This is a genomic window from Arthrobacter sp. zg-Y916, from assembly GCF_020907385.1.
In the GTDB taxonomy this organism is placed as follows: Bacteria; Actinomycetota; Actinomycetes; order Actinomycetales; family Micrococcaceae; genus Arthrobacter_B; species Arthrobacter_B caoxuetaonis.
Window position 1 is genome coordinate 144,339 of sequence record NZ_JAJJOD010000007.1, and the last position, 15,878, is coordinate 160,216.

Annotated in this window: 16 protein-coding genes; 11 read left to right on the forward strand and 5 right to left on the reverse strand. The window is 66.4% G+C overall.

Annotated features, from left to right (window positions below; genetic code table 11):
* Positions 1–113 precede the first annotated feature (113 nt).
* The 3 genes from LOC59_RS12660 (at position 114) to LOC59_RS12670 (ending at position 4,385) form a co-directional block, all read left to right on the forward strand.
* Positions 114–3,434: a DEAD/DEAH box helicase gene (locus LOC59_RS12660; RefSeq protein ID WP_229972347.1), complete on the forward strand. Its 3,321-nt coding sequence runs from the start codon at positions 114–116 to the stop codon at positions 3,432–3,434.
* A gap of 179 nt (positions 3,435–3,613) precedes the next feature.
* Positions 3,614–3,889 (forward strand): hypothetical protein, encoded by a 276-nt coding sequence (locus LOC59_RS12665; RefSeq protein WP_227897616.1) that lies wholly within the window; start codon positions 3,614–3,616, stop codon positions 3,887–3,889.
* Positions 3,890–3,932: 43 nt separating this feature from the next.
* On the forward strand, positions 3,933–4,385 hold the full coding sequence (locus tag LOC59_RS12670) for a MarR family winged helix-turn-helix transcriptional regulator (protein WP_227897615.1): 453 nt from the start codon (positions 3,933–3,935) through the stop codon (positions 4,383–4,385).
* Positions 4,386–4,411: 26 nt separating this feature from the next.
* Here the strand turns inward: LOC59_RS12670 and LOC59_RS12675 are convergent, their stop codons facing one another.
* Positions 4,412–6,079, reverse strand: coding sequence for a thiamine pyrophosphate-binding protein (locus LOC59_RS12675; protein WP_423722584.1), 1,668 nt, complete (start codon positions 6,077–6,079; stop codon positions 4,412–4,414).
* Positions 6,080–6,258: 179 nt separating this feature from the next.
* Between LOC59_RS12675 and LOC59_RS12680 the strand changes: the two genes are divergently transcribed.
* A complete protein-coding gene (locus LOC59_RS12680) occupies positions 6,259–7,056 on the forward strand; it encodes a cyclase family protein (protein WP_229972349.1) in 798 nt (265 codons plus the stop codon).
* Positions 7,057–7,061: 5 nt separating this feature from the next.
* Here LOC59_RS12680 and LOC59_RS12685 read toward each other — a convergent pair whose 3' ends face one another.
* Positions 7,062–7,721 (reverse strand): CE1759 family FMN reductase, encoded by a 660-nt coding sequence (locus tag LOC59_RS12685; protein WP_227897613.1) that lies wholly within the window; start codon positions 7,719–7,721, stop codon positions 7,062–7,064.
* A gap of 106 nt (positions 7,722–7,827) precedes the next feature.
* Here LOC59_RS12685 and LOC59_RS12690 point away from each other — a divergent pair, with 106 nt between their 5' ends.
* From LOC59_RS12690 to LOC59_RS12705, 4 genes are all read left to right on the forward strand, one after another.
* Complete coding sequence (locus tag LOC59_RS12690; protein WP_229972356.1) at positions 7,828–8,418, forward strand: GNAT family N-acetyltransferase; 591 nt, start codon at positions 7,828–7,830, stop codon at positions 8,416–8,418.
* A gap of 83 nt (positions 8,419–8,501) precedes the next feature.
* Positions 8,502–9,449: a uridine-preferring nucleoside hydrolase UriH gene (uriH, locus tag LOC59_RS12695; RefSeq protein ID WP_229972459.1), complete on the forward strand. Its 948-nt coding sequence runs from the start codon at positions 8,502–8,504 to the stop codon at positions 9,447–9,449.
* Positions 9,446–10,351: a ribokinase gene (locus LOC59_RS12700; RefSeq protein WP_229972358.1), complete on the forward strand. Its 906-nt coding sequence runs from the start codon at positions 9,446–9,448 to the stop codon at positions 10,349–10,351. The genes uriH and LOC59_RS12700 overlap by 4 nt, the downstream gene beginning before the upstream one ends.
* A 180-nt stretch (positions 10,352–10,531) precedes the next feature.
* Positions 10,532–11,062 carry a hypothetical protein gene (locus LOC59_RS12705; RefSeq protein ID WP_227897610.1) on the forward strand — a complete coding sequence of 177 codons (531 nt, stop codon included), beginning with the start codon at positions 10,532–10,534 and terminating at the stop codon, positions 11,060–11,062.
* A gap of 67 nt (positions 11,063–11,129) precedes the next feature.
* Here the strand turns inward: LOC59_RS12705 and LOC59_RS12710 are convergent, their stop codons facing one another.
* Positions 11,130–12,797, reverse strand: a complete 1,668-nt coding sequence (locus tag LOC59_RS12710; RefSeq protein WP_229972360.1) for an FAD-binding dehydrogenase — start codon at positions 12,795–12,797, stop codon at positions 11,130–11,132.
* 210 nt (positions 12,798–13,007) lie between these two features.
* On the opposite strand from LOC59_RS12710, the gene LOC59_RS12715 reads away from it, so the two are divergent.
* Positions 13,008–13,148 carry a hypothetical protein gene (locus LOC59_RS12715; RefSeq protein ID WP_229972362.1) on the forward strand — a complete coding sequence of 47 codons (141 nt, stop codon included), beginning with the start codon at positions 13,008–13,010 and terminating at the stop codon, positions 13,146–13,148.
* A 92-nt stretch (positions 13,149–13,240) separates the two neighbouring features.
* On the opposite strand, the gene LOC59_RS12720 is transcribed toward LOC59_RS12715, so the two are convergent.
* Together LOC59_RS12720 and LOC59_RS12725 are read right to left on the reverse strand one after the other, a co-directional pair.
* Complete coding sequence (locus tag LOC59_RS12720) at positions 13,241–13,477, reverse strand: YegP family protein (RefSeq protein ID WP_227897607.1); 237 nt, start codon at positions 13,475–13,477, stop codon at positions 13,241–13,243.
* Positions 13,478–13,587: 110 nt separating this feature from the next.
* Positions 13,588–14,565, reverse strand: a complete 978-nt coding sequence (locus LOC59_RS12725) for an asparaginase (protein ID WP_227917419.1) — start codon at positions 14,563–14,565, stop codon at positions 13,588–13,590.
* A gap of 127 nt (positions 14,566–14,692) precedes the next feature.
* Here LOC59_RS12725 and LOC59_RS12730 point away from each other — a divergent pair, with 127 nt between their 5' ends.
* Both LOC59_RS12730 and LOC59_RS12735 read left to right on the forward strand, forming a co-directional pair.
* On the forward strand, positions 14,693–15,178 hold the full coding sequence (locus tag LOC59_RS12730; protein WP_229972365.1) for a very short patch repair endonuclease: 486 nt from the start codon (positions 14,693–14,695) through the stop codon (positions 15,176–15,178).
* A complete protein-coding gene (locus LOC59_RS12735) occupies positions 15,179–15,868 on the forward strand; it encodes an HAD family hydrolase (protein ID WP_229972367.1) in 690 nt (229 codons plus the stop codon).
* The last annotated feature ends 10 nt before the right edge of the window (positions 15,869–15,878 follow it).

Consider the following 15,878-nt stretch of genomic DNA (forward strand, 5'->3'; position numbering starts at 1 on the left):
GGCGATGTTACCGCTTTGCGCGCGTGAAACGCCAAACGGGAGCCGCTCCCCTCTGCGACCTGCCGCTTCGTCGCGGCGTGGGGTGTGTCGGCCCTGCGTGAGACGATGATTCCATGCCTGAAACCCTGCCCCTTGTGGATGTCACGGACATCATCCGCGTAGTGGGCGGCACGGCGTTCCAACGCGGCCAGAGCTACGCCAAGGGCGGCGCCGTCGAGAGCCTGGACTGGGATGCGCCGGGGGCTGTCCTGCGGGCACGGGTCCGTGGCCATGCCAGCACGCCGTACCGGACCATGCTGGTGCTTGAGCCCAAACGGCAGGGTGACTACCGGCTGGCAGACAACCATTGCAGCTGCCCCCTCGGCTACGACTGCAAGCATGTGGCGGCGGCGGCCCTGCAGAGCAACACCCAGCACCTCATTGCGCGGCAGGAGCTGCGCAGCACCCCGGCCAAACCCGCCGTGCCGGCCTGGCAGGAATCGCTGCAAACCCTGCTTGAGGGCAGTTCCACTCCCGAGCGGCGGCAGATCACACCGCTCGGCCTGCAGTTCGAACTGCGCAGGCGCGACGGCGGGTCCTCCAGTGTGTGGGGACCGCCCGCCCGGCGCGGATCCCGGGCTCCGGCCTGGCGGCTGGGCGTCCGGCCGGTAGTGCGCAATGCCCGCGGAGCATGGGTGAAGAACAACCTGGCCTGGACCAACCTTGCCTACCAGACCTACGGACTGAAGCTGGACCCGGAACAGCACCGCTGGTTCTCCCAGTTCCCGGCATTGCACCGCTCCAACGGCGTGACATATTTCGGGCAGAACGACTCGTGGCTCTACCTCGATGACTTCGCCAATCCCCTGCTGTGGCAACTGTTGGAGGAAGCCCAGCGCCTCGAGGTGCAGTTCGTGGGGACCAAAAAAGACGTCACCGTCCAGGTGGGCACCGAGGCCGTCCTGGCCCTTGATGTCCGCGCCACGGCCGCGGGGGACACCGCGCCGCTGCAGCTGCTGCCGAGCCTGGAAATCGACGGCCAGCCCTACCCCCTGGACACGGCAGGGGTCATCGGCACCCATGGCCTGTATGTCCGTTCAGCCAACGGCACCATCCTGCTGGCGCCGAGCCCGCGGACCCTGACCGAGCAGGACCGGAACCTGCTGGCAGGCAACGCGCCGGTGACCATCCCGGAAGCGGATACCGCCCTGTTCCTGGAGAAGTTCTACCCCAAGCTCCGCCAGGTCCTCCCGGTGGTCAGCAGCGATGAGTCGGTCCAGTTCCCGGAAGTTGAACCGCCGATGCTGGTCCTGACTGCGGCGTTCCAGCCCGGCGATGAACTGGCCCTGAGCTGGGACTACGAATACCGGCAGGGCACCGCCTCGTCCCGGATGGCCCTGGACGCCCAGCCCTCACCCGGCGACCCGGCCGCACGCGACGTCGGCGGCGAAGCCGTGCTGCTGGAGTCCGCCGCACGGGTGCTGGGAGGTCCCCCGCGCAACACCGTGCTGCACGACATCGACACGGCAGAGTTCAGCGAATACACCATTCCCAAGCTGCAGAAAACGGACGGCATCCGGGTCGAAATCCTTGGTGAGCGCCCGGACTACCGCGAACTGACGTCTGCTCCGCAGCTGAAAATCACCACGGTGGAGACTGACCGGCGGGACTGGTTCGACCTGGCCGTCATGATCACGGTGGACGGCCGCCAAGTGCCTTTTGCGGACGTGTTCAAGGCGATGGCCAAGGGGAAGACCAAGATCCAACTGGTGGACAAGACGTACATGTCCCTGGACCGGCCGGAATTCGCCAAGCTCCACGCCCTCATCGAGGAAGCCCAGGCGCTGCAGGAGTGGGACACCGGCGGCCTCTCGATCAGCCGGTACCAGGCCGGTTTGTGGGCCGAACTGGAGGAACTCGCCGAGGAGACCGAGCAGGCGGCCGCGTGGCGTTCGGCCGTCAGCGGGCTGCTGGACCTTGAGGCAGTGGACCCGGTACCGCTTCCGGCCGGACTTCAGGCCCAGCTTCGGCCGTACCAGGTGCAAGGCTACAACTGGCTTGCCTTCCTGTGGGAGCACGGGCTGGGCGGTGTGCTCGCCGACGACATGGGCCTGGGCAAGACCCTGCAAACCCTGGCGCTCATTGCCCGGGCCCGCGAAACCCAGGCACAGACCAGCCCGGCAACCTCCGCGCCCGCGGCCGGGGAAAATCCCGCCCGCAGGCCCTTCCTCGTGGTGGCTCCGACGTCGGTGGTTCCCAACTGGGTCTCCGAAGCTGCCCGCTTCACTCCCGGACTGAAGACGGTGTCCATCGCGGACACCAGCTCCAAGTCCCGCCGCAAACTCGGCGACGTGATCGCAGGGGCGGACATCGTGGTGACGTCCTATGCCGTCTTCCGCCTGGACTTTGCGGCCTACCGCGCCCAGGAATGGGACGGGCTGATCCTGGACGAAGCGCAGTTCGTCAAGAACCGCACCACCCGGGCCAACCAGTGCGCCCGGGAGCTCCCTGCACCATTCAAGCTGGCGATCACCGGCACCCCGATGGAGAACAACCTCATGGAACTGTGGTCCATGTTCGCCATCGTGGCGCCCGGGCTGTTCCCCTCCGCACGGAAGTTCGCGGAGGAGTACCAGCGCCGCATCGAAAAGTCCCAGGACCGGGAGCAGCTGGGCCGGCTGCGCCGCCGGATCAAACCGCTGCTGCTGCGCCGGACCAAGGAGGCAGTGGCCTCCGATCTTCCCGCCAAGCAGGAACAGGTGCTGGAGGTGGACCTCAGCCCCAAGCACCGCAAGATCTATGAAACGCACCTGCAGCGGGAACGGCAGAAGCTCATGGGCCTGCTGCAGGACATGGACCGGAACCGGATGATCGTCTTCCGCTCCCTGACCCTGCTGCGCATGCTCAGCCTCGATGCTTCGCTGGTCGATCCGGAGAACGCCGGAGTCCCCTCGGCCAAGCTGGACGCACTGTTCGAGCAGCTCGAAGACGTCACCGCCGAAGGGCACCGCGCCTTGGTCTTCAGCCAGTTCACGTCTTTCCTCAAGCTCGCCGAAGCCCGGCTTCAGGAGGCCGGAATCCCCTACGCATACCTGGACGGTTCCACCCGCAACCGCGCCGAGGTCATTTCCCGGTTCAAGGACGGCGAAGCCCCGGTCTTCCTGATCAGCCTGAAAGCGGGCGGATTCGGCCTGAACCTGACCGAGGCCGACTACGTGTTCCTGCTCGATCCCTGGTGGAACCCTGCCACCGAGGCGCAGGCCGTGGACCGGACCCACCGCATCGGCCAGACCCGCTCGGTGATGGTCTACCGGATGGTGGCCAGAGGAACCATCGAGGAAAAAGTCATGGCCCTGAAGGAACAAAAGGCTGCACTGTTCTCCTCAGTGATGGACGACGACGCCGTGTTCAGTTCAGCGCTGACCGCAGAGGATATCCGGGAACTTCTGCAGTAGTTCCCCGTTCCGCGCCACAGCGGCCGGTGAAATCCGGCACAGCAAAATGCACGGTTTCCGCGCCGCCTTGCGCCTCGCGACGGGCTGAAACAACTTCTACCAATTGTAGAAATCGGTACCTTGGAAAATGCTGCAGGACACTCAGCCCTGCGCAACTGCAGTGTTGCCAAGGAAGGAACATGAGCCTCAAGGAAGCCGTCCGCCCGACGCCGGTGGCGGACACACGCCCGCTGGATACCCCGACGGACGACACCGATGAGCTGGTCCACGTCTTCTGCACCCCCTGCAAGCGGCGGGCCATGCAGCGCGCCCGCCGTCCGGTTCCCTACTGCGGCAAGAAAATGCCGAACCGGCCGCTCAGGGATGACAACGGCCACCTGCCCGTCTGCGTGGTGTGCGTGGAGCTGGCCCGCTCTGCACCCTGCCCTGCCTGCGGAATGCAGGCCCGCCTCTAGGCTGGCCATTCCCAGCGTCCGTGTTGGTTTGTACAGTGGGGGGATGGCTACCCAGGAACGTCCCATAGGATTTTGGCTCAAACTGGTGGACCAGCTCGTCGATGAGCAGTTCGGCGCGAGCTTTGAGGAACACGGAGTCACCCGCCTGCAGTGGCAGATGATGAATGTGCTCACCAGCGGCCCCGTCACCGAAAAGGAACTGGCTGACCAGCTCCGTCCTTTCTTCCCGCCCGTAGAAACCGGCACCTCGGCCGAGCTGATCGAAGAACTGGCCGACAGCGGCTGGGTGGAAGTGAATGACGGAACCTATGCCCTGACGGACCTGGGCACCCGCAGCCTTGAAAACCTGCGCGGCGCCGTCGAGCGGATCCGGGAACAGCTGACCTCCGAGGTCTCCGAAGAGGAATACGCGGCCCTGGTCACCGTCCTGCAGCGCATGGCTTCCAACTTGGGCTGGGAAGATCGCCCGGACAACCAGGACACTCCCGGCCTGTAACCCTCGGCCGGGCAGAGAAGCCGGGATTAGTGGCCTTTGAAGGCCTCCGCCAGCCACCAGGCGCCGCCGTCGTTGGCAATCTTGGCGTCGATGACCAGCGGAGCGTCCCGCGGGCCGGCCAGCCATTCGGTGACCCCCGCCAGGTCGGCGGTGCTGCGTACGGTAATTCCCGCCGCCCCGCAGCCGCGGGCGATGGCCGCGATGTCGGTGTCGGGGAAGGTTACGGCAGCCATATCGACGGGCTCGGGCGCTGCACCAAAATGGTGTACTTCGGCACCGTAGGCGGCGTCGTTGTAGACGATCGCGACGAGCGGGAGCCGCAGCCGGACTGCCGTTTCGAGTTCCGAGATGCCCATCAGGAAGCCGCCGTCGCCGGTGCCCAGGACCGGCAGGCGGTCCGGCCGGGCCAGTGCGGCACCGATCGCGGTGGACAGGCCAAGGCCAATGGACTGGAACGCCTGCGTGAAGCAGAACCCGAACTCGTCCGGAACGGTGAGGTGGGTGGAGGGATAGCCCATGAAGTTGCCCGAATCCACGGAAACCAGGCGCTCCGCGGGCAGCAGCCGGTCCAGTTCCAGCGTCAGCACGCGGGGGTCGATCTGCTCCGGGGTTGAAATGTCCTGCACCGGCACGTCCTGCCAGCGCGAACCCGCCGCGATGCGCCCGGCAACATCGGCTGTCCGGTAGTTTTCGAGGGGTTCCGGACGAACAGCCCGCAGTTCGGCGAGCACGTCGGCAGCCGTGACGGCGCAGTCGCCCAGCACGCCAAGATGGATGTCGCGGTTCGCTCCCAGCGCTGAGTCCTCCACGTCCACCTGCACCACCACGGCGTCGGGATGGATCAGGGAACCGTGGCGCATGGTCCACATATTCAGGGTGCAGCCCCACCCAATGATGAGATCAGCTTCGCTGATCAGTGCGGCCGTTTCCGGGGTGGAGAAACCACCGGCGATTCCGAGGTTGAACTCCTCGCCGGCGAAGAGGCCGCTCGCTACGGCCGATGTTGCCAGCAGGGCTCCCGAGTGGGCGGCGAGCATCTTCAGCTCGGATCCGGCTGCCCGGGCACCGCGTCCGGCAACAAACACGGGACGCTTCGCGTGGCTGAGGCAGTCGGCCAGTCCGCGGACCAGCACGGCATCGGGCCGGATACGGCCGCCGGGAAGAACCGGCATCAGCCGGTCCGGCGTGCCGTCGGGTGCCGGCTGGGCCTGGACGTCCAGGGGCACGCTGAGGACCACCGTGCGGCGCTCGTTCTGCGCTGTTCGGAACGCCCGGACCGTATCGGCAACCGCGCTGGCGGCAGAGTGCACCCGCTCCGGAACGGCTCCGAGGCTGCGGGCGAAACCATCCTGGTCGATCCGGAAGTTCGACCGGACAGCAGCCCCGGCGGCGTCGGCTGTCAGGACGATCATGGGGGTGCGCGACTTCGCGGCTTCAGCGATTCCGGTCGCGGCGTTGCTCAGGCCGCAGCCCTGATGGGTGGAAAGAACCGAGACCAGGCCGGACATCCGGGAGTAGGCGTCCGCCATCGTGGCAGCTCCGCCTTCATGCCGCGCGGCAGTAAAAGGGACGCCGTTCCCGCGCAGGGCGTTCGTGAGATGGAAGTTGCCGCTGCCCACCACGCCAAAGGCGTGTCCGGCCCCCAACTTGGCGAGCGTGCGGCCCACCAGCGCGGCGACATTCATTTGATCCATCCGTGCGGCTCCTGCCTGGGTCTGACGCAACTTCCTACCAAGACTCTAGGATGCGCCCGCAGCAGTCCCAACCGTGCCTGCGTCATGATTCGGCACAGAACTTCGCTTTTGCCGCTCCGGCGGGGCGTGGGCGGTATTCTCAGGCAAACATTTCCGCAACCGCAGGACAGGACCCGAACATGGCGCAGAACAGCATCAACCCCGGTGTGATCCAGGACTTCCTCGGCGCCCTCGACGGCGGAACGCTGGAGATCGTGGACCTCACGGCGCCCCTGAGCAGTGAGATCCCGACGCTGAAGCTGCCGGATCCGTTCGTGAACCTGATCGACTTCAGCCTCGAAGAGGTCAGCGCCTTCAATGAACCAGGTCCGTTCTGGAAGCACCACAACATCCATACCGGTGAACACATCGGCACCCACGTGGATGCGCCGTCGCACTGGGTCACGGGACGCGACGGCGACGACGTGTCCGAGATCCCGGTCAAGCGCCTGACCGGTCCCGCCGTTGTCCTGGACTTCAGCGCCGAAGCTGCGGCGGACCCCGATTTCCTGGTGGAGCCGGAACACATCAAGGCGTGGGAAGCGGAGCACGGAGCGCTGCCCGACGGCGGCTGGCTGCTGCTGCGCACCGGCTGGGACAAATTCGTGGACGACGCCGATGCCTTCCTGAACATCGACGAGACCGGTTCCCACACGCCGGGGATTTCCGCAGCATGCGCCAAATGGCTGGCGGAGGAAACCCCGATCGCCGGACTGGGCGTTGAGACGGTGGGGATCGACGCGGGCAATGCGGGCGCGTTCGACCCGCCGTTCCCTGCCCATTACTACCTGCTCGGCAACAACAAGTACGGCGTCACGCTGCTCCAGAACCTCGCCCAGCTGCCGGCCACCGGCGCCATGGTTGTGGTGTCACCGCTGAAGATCGTTGGCGGCACTGCCAGCCCGGCACGCGTGCTCGCCTTCGTGGAACGGCCTTAGCCGCTCTACCGCCGCTGGGTCTGGGCCAGCAGCTCCTCGAACGGCAGCGACTCCATCGAGCCGTGGACCGCAGTCCGGCCCGGCGCTGCGGGAGCAGTCTCCTGCTGCAGGCCGGTCCCGCCGCGCAGCAGGCCTGCCAGTTCCGCGCCGGCCTGCCGCACCCGGCGGTCCAGGCCGGCGGCTCCGGAAGCACCGGCTCCCCAGTCTTCCGGCGCGGCGTAGACGGCGGTGGGCACCAGCCGGGCGCGGAGGTATCCGAACAGCGGCCGCATGGCGAAATCGAGCACCATCGAGTGCCGGGCGCTGCCGCCGGTGGCCCCGATCAGCACGGGCTTGCCGTCCAGCGAGTCCTTGTCGATCACGTCGAAGAAGGACTTGAAGAGTCCGGACACCGAGGCCGTGAAGACCGGCGTCACCGCAATGAGCGCGTCGGCGTCGATCACTTCGTTGAGCAGCGCCTCCAAGTTCGGCGGTGCATACCCGGCGACCATGGTGTTCGCGATGTCCACCGCGTACTCACGCAGCTCATGGGTAGTGACGGCAGCGTCGATCCCTGCCTCCGTCAGCACGTCCCTGGCTGCGGCGCCCAGCTGGTCGGCCAGCATGCGGCTGGAAGAGGGCACACCCAGCCCAGCGGTGATGATGACGATCCTGCGCTTGGCCACAACGGCCCCTTTCGGTAACGCCTAATTTCATGCTTTTGCATCTAATGGGTGAACTGACGGTACGCCGTTCTTATTCCCCTGCCGGCAGCACCCCTAGGATGAGCCCATGAGCTTCTCCACGCCCGTTACCCTGCAAGGCCGCACCGTACGGCTTGAACCGCTGGAGGAGGCCCATGTTCCCGAGCTGGTTGAGGCGGTCGAAGACGGGGAACTCTGGAAGCTCTGGTACACGCGGATCCCTGCTCCGGTGGGAATGGCAGCGGAGGTCCAGGCGCGGCTTTCACACCAGGCAGCCGGGACCATGGCACCGTGGGCCATCCGCCGCCTGGACACCGGAAAGCTCTGCGGCATGACCACGTACATGAACATCAAGGCCGAGCACCGCCGGTTGGAGATCGGCTCCACCTGGCTTGCCGAGAGCGCGCAGCGGACCTCGATCAATGCCGAGACCAAATACCTGCTGCTCACGCGGGCCTTTGAAGAACTCGACTGCATCGCTGTGGAGTTCCGGACGCACTGGCACAACTATGCGTCCCGGACCGCTATTGCCCGGCTGGGCGCCAAGCAGGACGGAGTGCTGCGCAGCAACGAACTGTGGGTGGACGGTTCCCGGCGCGACGTCGTCGTCTTTTCCATCCTGGACAACGAGTGGTCCTCGGTCCGGCTCGGCTTGAAGCACCGCCTCGCCACCCGCTGACCGCTGCGCAGTTCCCTATGATTGAGGGCAGACCCGGTGCCCGTTGAGGCGCCCCCGCACCGAAAGACATGAGCACCACAGCTATGCCGCAAAAGATCATCCTGGACTGCGATCCCGGCCACGACGATGCCATTGCCCTCCTGCTGGCCCACGGAAACCCGGAGATCGAGCTCCTGGCCGTGACCACGGTGATGGGTAACCAGACCCTGGAGAAGGTCACGCGGAATGCGCTCTCCGTGGCTCGCGTCGCCGGAATCACCGATGTGCCCTTCGCGGCCGGCTGCGCCCGCCCGCTGGTCCGCACGGTGGAAACCGCACCGGACATCCACGGAGAATCCGGGCTGGACGGGCCGGTCCTTCCCGAGCCGGCCATCGAGCTCGATTCCGGGCATGCAGTGGACCTGATCATCGACACGGTGATGTCCCACGAGCCCGGAACCGTCACCCTGGTGCCCACCGGCGCGCTCACCAACATTGCCCTGGCGGTCCGCAAGGAACCCCGGATCGCGCAGCGGGTGAAGGAGGTGGTGCTAATGGGCGGCGGCTACCACACCGGCAACTGGTCCGCCGTGGCCGAGTTCAACATCATCATCGACCCCGAAGCCGCCCATATTGTCTTCCACGAGAAGTGGCCGCTGACGATGGTCGGGCTGGACCTGACGCACCAGGCACTCGCGACCGACGACGTCGTCCAGCGGATCACAGCAGTCGGCACCGCTCCGGCCACGTTCGTCGGAGAACTGCTCGAATTCTTCCGCACGTCCTACCGCGACGCGCAGGGCTTTGCGGCCCCTCCCGTGCACGATCCCTGTGCCGTGGCCCTGGTGATTGACCCAAAGGTCATGACCACCCGCCGGGTTCCGCTCGATGTCGAATTGACGGGCACCAAGACCCTCGGAATGACCGTGGCCGATTTCCGGGCCCCTGCACCGGCTGACTGCACGACGTCGGTGGCCATGGACCTTGACCACGAGCGGTTCTGGGACCTGGTCATCGACGCCCTCGAACGGATCGGGGAGGTCCAGGCGTGAGCGGGAACAAGGTTGTGGTGGTCGGCTCGCTTAATGCCGACCTGACAGTACGCACCGAGCGGTTCCCCCAGCCCGGTGAAACCCTTACCGGTTCGGAACTGGTGATCGTTCCCGGCGGTAAAAGTGCCAACCAGGCGGCTGCTGCCGCGATCCTGGGTGCCGACGTCGTGCTCTGCGGCGCGGTTGGTGCCGATGGCCACGGCGATCTGCTGCTGGAAGCGGCTGCCGGCGCCGGAGTGGACATCTCGGCAGTTGTCCGCCGGGAAGGGACCGCTACCGGGACGGCCATGATCGTGGTCGACGCTGCCGGCGAGAACACCATCATCGTCTCCCCCGGAGCCAACGGGACCCTCCAGGGAAGTGACCTGCCGGCGTCCCTCTTTACGGACGCTGCGGTGCTGTGCCTCAGCCTGGAAGTACCGCTCGAAACGGTCGTGGCCGCGGCCGAGAGCGCGCATTCAGCCGGAGCGCAGGTCCTGCTGAACCTCTCCCCTTACCGGGACGTTCCGCGGGATTTGCTCGCCCTGACCGACGTCCTGCTGGTGAATGTCCATGAGGCAGGCCAGCTCAGCGGAATCGGCGATCCCGCGGCCGACTGGCCAGCAGTAACCCAGTCACTGGCCACACGCGGTATCGGCCGCGCCGTGGTCACCCTCGGAGCCGGCGGGTCGGTAGTCCTGGATCCGTCCTCCCAACCTGCCGTGCAGGCGATCCCGGCAATACCCGTGGATGCCGTGGACACCACCGGGTGCGGCGATGCTTTCACGGCAGCGGTGGCGGCACGCCTGGCCCGTGGAAGCACGCTCGCCGAGGCCGCGGCGTTCGCATCCCGCGCCGCAGCCCTGGCCGCGGCCGGACCCGGCGCGCAGACCTCCTACCCGGCGCTGGCAACACTGAACTAGTCCTTCCGGAGCAGGTCAAAAAACTCCTATAGGGCGGATTTCGCGGAAACTCAGCCGTTTTGGGGAGGCAGAAGTGACGGATGGTAACTATGCTGTCTTCTGTCCTACGCCGGCGGCCCCTGCAGCCATCGGCACGCACCCGCATTGCAGAACATTCTGAGGGGAATAATGTCCGAGCAAATGCCTCCGGCAAACAATTACAGCTACAACGCGTACTCGAGCGGCCAGGCACCGGCAGCGCCGCCGGCACCGGTTCGCCCTAAGCAGGTGGACCTGGGCTTCTGGCTCTTGATTGCCGCTGCAGCCCTGACCATCATCAGCATCCCGGTTGGGATCTCCTGGTTGAACTCCAGCGAGTACCAGGCAACCGTGGGCGGCCAGTTCACGGCCGAAGAGCTCGACATGATCATCGGCGTCGCCCTGATGACGACCCTGTTCTTCGCTGTCGTCAGCACCGCTATCGCTCTGCTGGTAGCCCTGTTTATCCGCAAGGGCCACAACTGGGCGCGAATCGTAGCGACCGTTTTCGCCGTCCTGGGCATCTTCAACCTCGCCGGCGCAGGCGCCGGCGGCCTGATGGCGGTACTGACCGTCCTGGGCGTGCTGCTCCCGGTTGCAGCGGTCGTCGTTCTGTGGATGAAGCCCTCCACGGAGTTCTTCAACGCGTCAAAGGCTTACCGGCAGTTCAAGAAGTTCAACCCGGGGGCATAACCACCCGGGACTGGGCCGGTACCGCCGCGGCGGTACCGGCCCAGTGTGTTTAAGCGGCGTTGGGGCGTCAACGTGCGGCGGCCCGCCCTGCGGCCCGCCCGCTGAAGAGGCATCCACCCAGGAACGTTCCCTCGAGGGAGCGGTATCCGTGCATGCCCCCGCCGCCGAAGCCGGCAGCTTCACCGGCGGCAAACAGGCCGGGAACGGGTGTACCGTTGGCGCCCAGCACCTGGCTGTCCAGGTCTGTTTCGAGTCCGCCCAAGGTCTTGCGGGTGAGGACGGAGAGCCGCACTGCGATCAGCGGTCCGTCCTTGGGGTCCAGGATGGGCCGGGGAGCGGCGGTGCGGATCAAGCGGTCCCCCAGGTAGGTGCGGGCGCCGCGGATCGCCGTCACCTGCGCATCCTTGCTGAAGGGGTTGGCGATCTCCCGGTCCCGGGCCTGCAGTTCCGCCAGGACCGACTCGGCGGAAAGCACCGGCGCCCGGCCGTCCGTGGCGGACTTGGCCAGGGTGTTCATCGCGGCCACCAGTTCCGGCACGCTGGAAGCGGTGATGAAGTCCTCCCCATGGTCCAGGAACTTCTGGACCGGGCCGGGCACGCCTGCGGTGGCCCGCTTGAGGACGTCACGGACAGACTTGCCGGTCAGGTCCGGATTCTGCTCCGAGCCTGAGAGGGCGAATTCCTTGCGGATGATGGCCTTGTTCAACACAAACCAGCTGTAGTCATGACCGGTGCTACGCAGGTGCTCCAGCGTCCCGAGCGTATCGAAACCCGGGAACAGCGGACCGGGCAGCCGGTTTCCTGCAGCGTCCAGCCAGAGGGAGGACGGACCCGGCAGGATCCGGATACCGTGGTTGGGCCACACCGGATTCCAGTTCTTGATGCCTTCCACGTAATGCCACATCCGGTCCGGATTAATGACCCGTCCGCCGGCATCCTGGGCGGCTTGGATCCCCCGCCCGTCAACATGCTGGGGCACACCGCTGAGCATCGTCGCGGGTGGTGTCCCGAGCCGCGCCGGCCAGGCATCCCGCACCAAGGCATGGTCGCCGCCAATACCGCCCGTCGTTACGACGACGGCGCCGGCCGAGAACTCGAACTCCCCCACCACGTCGCGGGAGGCCAAGCGGCCACGCGGCGTCGTGGTTCTCCCCAGGACGCTGCCGCGGATCCCGGCCACCGTGCCCGCACTGGTGACGAGGGACTCCATCCGGTGGTTGCAGGCCAGGCGGACCAGGCCGCGGGCGACGCCGTCGCGCACCTTGGCTTCAAACGGTGCGGTGACGCCGGGACCGGTCCCCCAGGTGATGTGGAACCTGGGCACGGAGTTGCCGGGACCCGTGGCGCCGTAGCCTCCGCGCTCAGCCCAGCCCACTACCGGAAAGAAACGGTGGCCCATCTGGTGCAGCCAGGAACGTTTTTCTCCCGCCGCGAAGTTCACGTAGGCCTCCGCCCAACGCCGCGGCCAGTAATCCTCCTCGCGGTCGAAGCCGGCCGTACCCAGCCAGTCCTGCCAGGCCAGTTCCACGGAATCCTTGACCCGGAGCCGCCGCTGTTCGGGCGAGTCCACCAGGAACAGGCCACCGAAGGACCACCAGGCCTGGCCGCCCAGGCTCTGTTCGCCTTCCTGCTCCACAAGGAGCACGGAGCGCCCTGCGTGCACGAGTTCGGCCGTTGCTACCAGGCCCGCCAGCCCGGCCCCCACCACTATGACATCTGCGTCTTTTGGCTGCATCGGGCAAACGCTACCGGCAGGTACGCCGTCCTGCCTAGGGGCTGTCCGGCGCTTGTGACAGTGCCCCGGGACTGGCTGCACTCCCCTTAGGGCCTGTCGCAAGCGCCCGGCGATTCCTAGACTTGAACACATCGGCCATCCGGCCAGCTCCGGCATTGACGGGAAGCTGCCGCCACCACCGGACGCGCTTTACCGAGGATGGAGGAACTCATGAGCACGAATCCGCACGATGAGGAACGTACCCACAACGAGAGCCCGGCGGAAGGTGACACGAACGTCGATCCGGGAACCGGACAGGAAAGGTCACAGCAACCGGCCGAAGGTGAAGACGAGGACCTGCAGGGCACCTGACCTGCAGGGTTAAAAAGTAAAAGGCCTCCCGTTCCCGGCGTGTGGGGCGCCGGGCACGAAAGGCCAGGGACAGACCTCAATCAGCGGCGGACTTACGATGCTTTCGCCGTACCGCTGTTCCTGTTTGCGTCAGCTATTACGTCGGCATCCTTACTGTGGTCCACCACTGGCCCGGTCCCGGCAATCTCACGGAGCTGCTCAATCCCTGCCGCAGCAGCTTCCTTCGTAGGAAACATTGCGGAGACTGCCATCAGTGCTCCGTCACCGGAAATGAGCTTGATCCGGAATGCGCCGTCGTGGGCGTCAACCAGCTTGAAGTAGCCCGACATCTCTTACCTCCTTGTAAGGGGTACCTTCAGTGCGATTAATGGTAAGTCGGCTGACGAGTTTTCGGACCCCTTTCCCGGCAACTTTGGCAGCCGTTGCGTGATCGAGACCTTTAGCCTCCACGTGACGCCCCCGTGGTGAGTGCCTGCAGGATTTCGTCCTGGGTAGCGGGCAGGGAGGTCAGCAGTGCGGCGAGCATCCGCGCCTGGGACGGACCCAGGTCTCCGCCCGGGATGGCACCGGCCCGGACCAGGTTCACTCCGCCGCCGGCACCGTAGGCCGGAACCACGCCTCCCGCCGGCACCCGGCTGCACAGAATCACCGGGCACCCGGCGCGCACTGCGTCCTGGACTGCTTCGGCGAAGCCGGCTCCGGCGTTACCCGTGCCCGTACCAGCGAGTACGACGGCGTTGGCTCCGGACCGCACGGCGTAGGAGAACAGCTCCGGCGTGGTTCCGAGGGCGCACTCGATGATCTCCACCCGGGCATTGTCAAAGTCTTCGCCGGGCAGCGGCAGGGGTTTCTGCCGAACCGGCACGGCGGTGACGTGCAGCGTTCCCGCCACGAAATGCGCCACCGGAACGCCGCCGCCAAATGGACTCTCCGCCAGGGTGTGCAGTTTCCGGGTTCCGCGTGCGCCAAGGATCTCCCCCGCGAAGGAGATCAGGACCCCGCAGCCCCGCAGCTGGGGAGCCGCCGCAGCCGTGACGGCGTCCTCCAGGTTGCCCGGACCGTCTGCCACCTTGCTGTCCGCGGGCCGTTGGGCGCCGGTGAAGACCACCGGTTTGGGTGAGTCGTGCACCAGGTCCAGCAGGAAGGCTGTCTCTTCCATGGTGTCTGTGCCGTGCGTGACGACGACGCCGTCCACACCGTCGTCCATGACCGCAGCGTGGACGGCCTCCGCGATCAGCCGAACCTCGCCCAGGCGCAGCTGGTAGCTGTTGGCGTTGGTGACGTCCTGGGCCGAGTAGCTGTGCCGGCCGGAGAGCCCGGCCGCCAGCTTCTCAGCACGTTCCGCGGAGGACGCTCCGTCCTGTCCGGACCTTGAGGCAATGGTTCCTCCGGTCGCCAAAATCCTGATGTGGGCCATTGAACCGCTGTCCTCTCGCCGGCATCACTACAGCCAAAGCTATGCCCGCCGGAACGCCATGGCTAGGAGTTCCCGGCTTTAGCGGAGCCCGGGGCAGCAAAGCCGGCGGGCATCCTAGACTGGCGGCATGGCAGATACGGTCTCTCCGGAGCAGCGCAGCCGGAACATGTCCCGGATCCGCTCCAAGAACACCAAACCCGAACTGCTGATCCGGCGCCTGCTTCACCGCGCCGGTTACCGGTTCAGGCTGCACGGAGCCACGCGCGGGGGAAGCCTGCCGGGAAAGCCGGACTTGGTCTTCGCGGGCAGGCGCAAAGTCATCTTCGTCAACGGATGCTTCTGGCACACCCATTCCTGTCCCGCCGGGACGCACGCACCGGCAACGAATCCTGAGTTCTGGGCCGCGAAACGGGCCAGGACGCTCGCCCGGGACGCCGCCGCCCTCCAGGCACTGAACGATGCCGGCTGGGAAGCCCTGGTGGTCTGGGAATGCGAAATGCGCAATGCATCCGTGCTTGAGTCGCAGCTGCTGGTTTTCCTTGGCCCACCGGGCGCTGCCGAATCATCCCCGCTAGACTCGCCCGCAACCATCACCCAACCGAAGGGGAACTGAATGCCGGAGACAACCCAGGCCCTGCGCGGCGTGCTTTTCGACGTGGACGGCACGCTGGTTGATTCGAATTACCTCCACACAGTGGCCTGGTGGCAGGCCTTCCGCCAGCTGGACTATGACATTCCCATGGCGGCCATCCACCGGGCTATCGGGATGGGCGGTGACAAGCTCGTCAGCCACCTGCTGGATGATGATCCGTCCGCGGAGGAAGAGGAGAAACTCGATTCGAGCCACGGTGCGCTCTTCTCCGCGTCCTGGCCCTCCCTTCGGGCGTTCGACGGCGCGGCAGAGCTGTTGCGCAAAGTCGCCTCCGACGGGCTCGCCGTCGTCCTGGCATCTTCTGCCTCCTCCGCGGATCTGGACGCGCTGCGCGCCGCGATCGATGCCGACGACGCCATCACCGGCGCTACCAGTTCCTCCGACGCCGAGCAGAGCAAGCCCGCTCCGGACATCCTCCAGGCGGCCCTGGACTCCGCCGGGCTGCAGGCCCAGGAGACAGTTTTTGTGGGCGACTCCGTCTGGGACGTGCGGTCTGCCGCCAAACTGGGAATCCCGACGATCGCACTCACCTGCGGCGGAACCAGCGAAGCGGAGCTGCTCGAGGCCGGCGCCAAACAGGTTTACGCCAGCCCGAGGGACCTGCTGGAGAGTCTGCAGGACAGCCTGCTGAACCAGCAGCCGGCCAGCTAAACGACCCGAA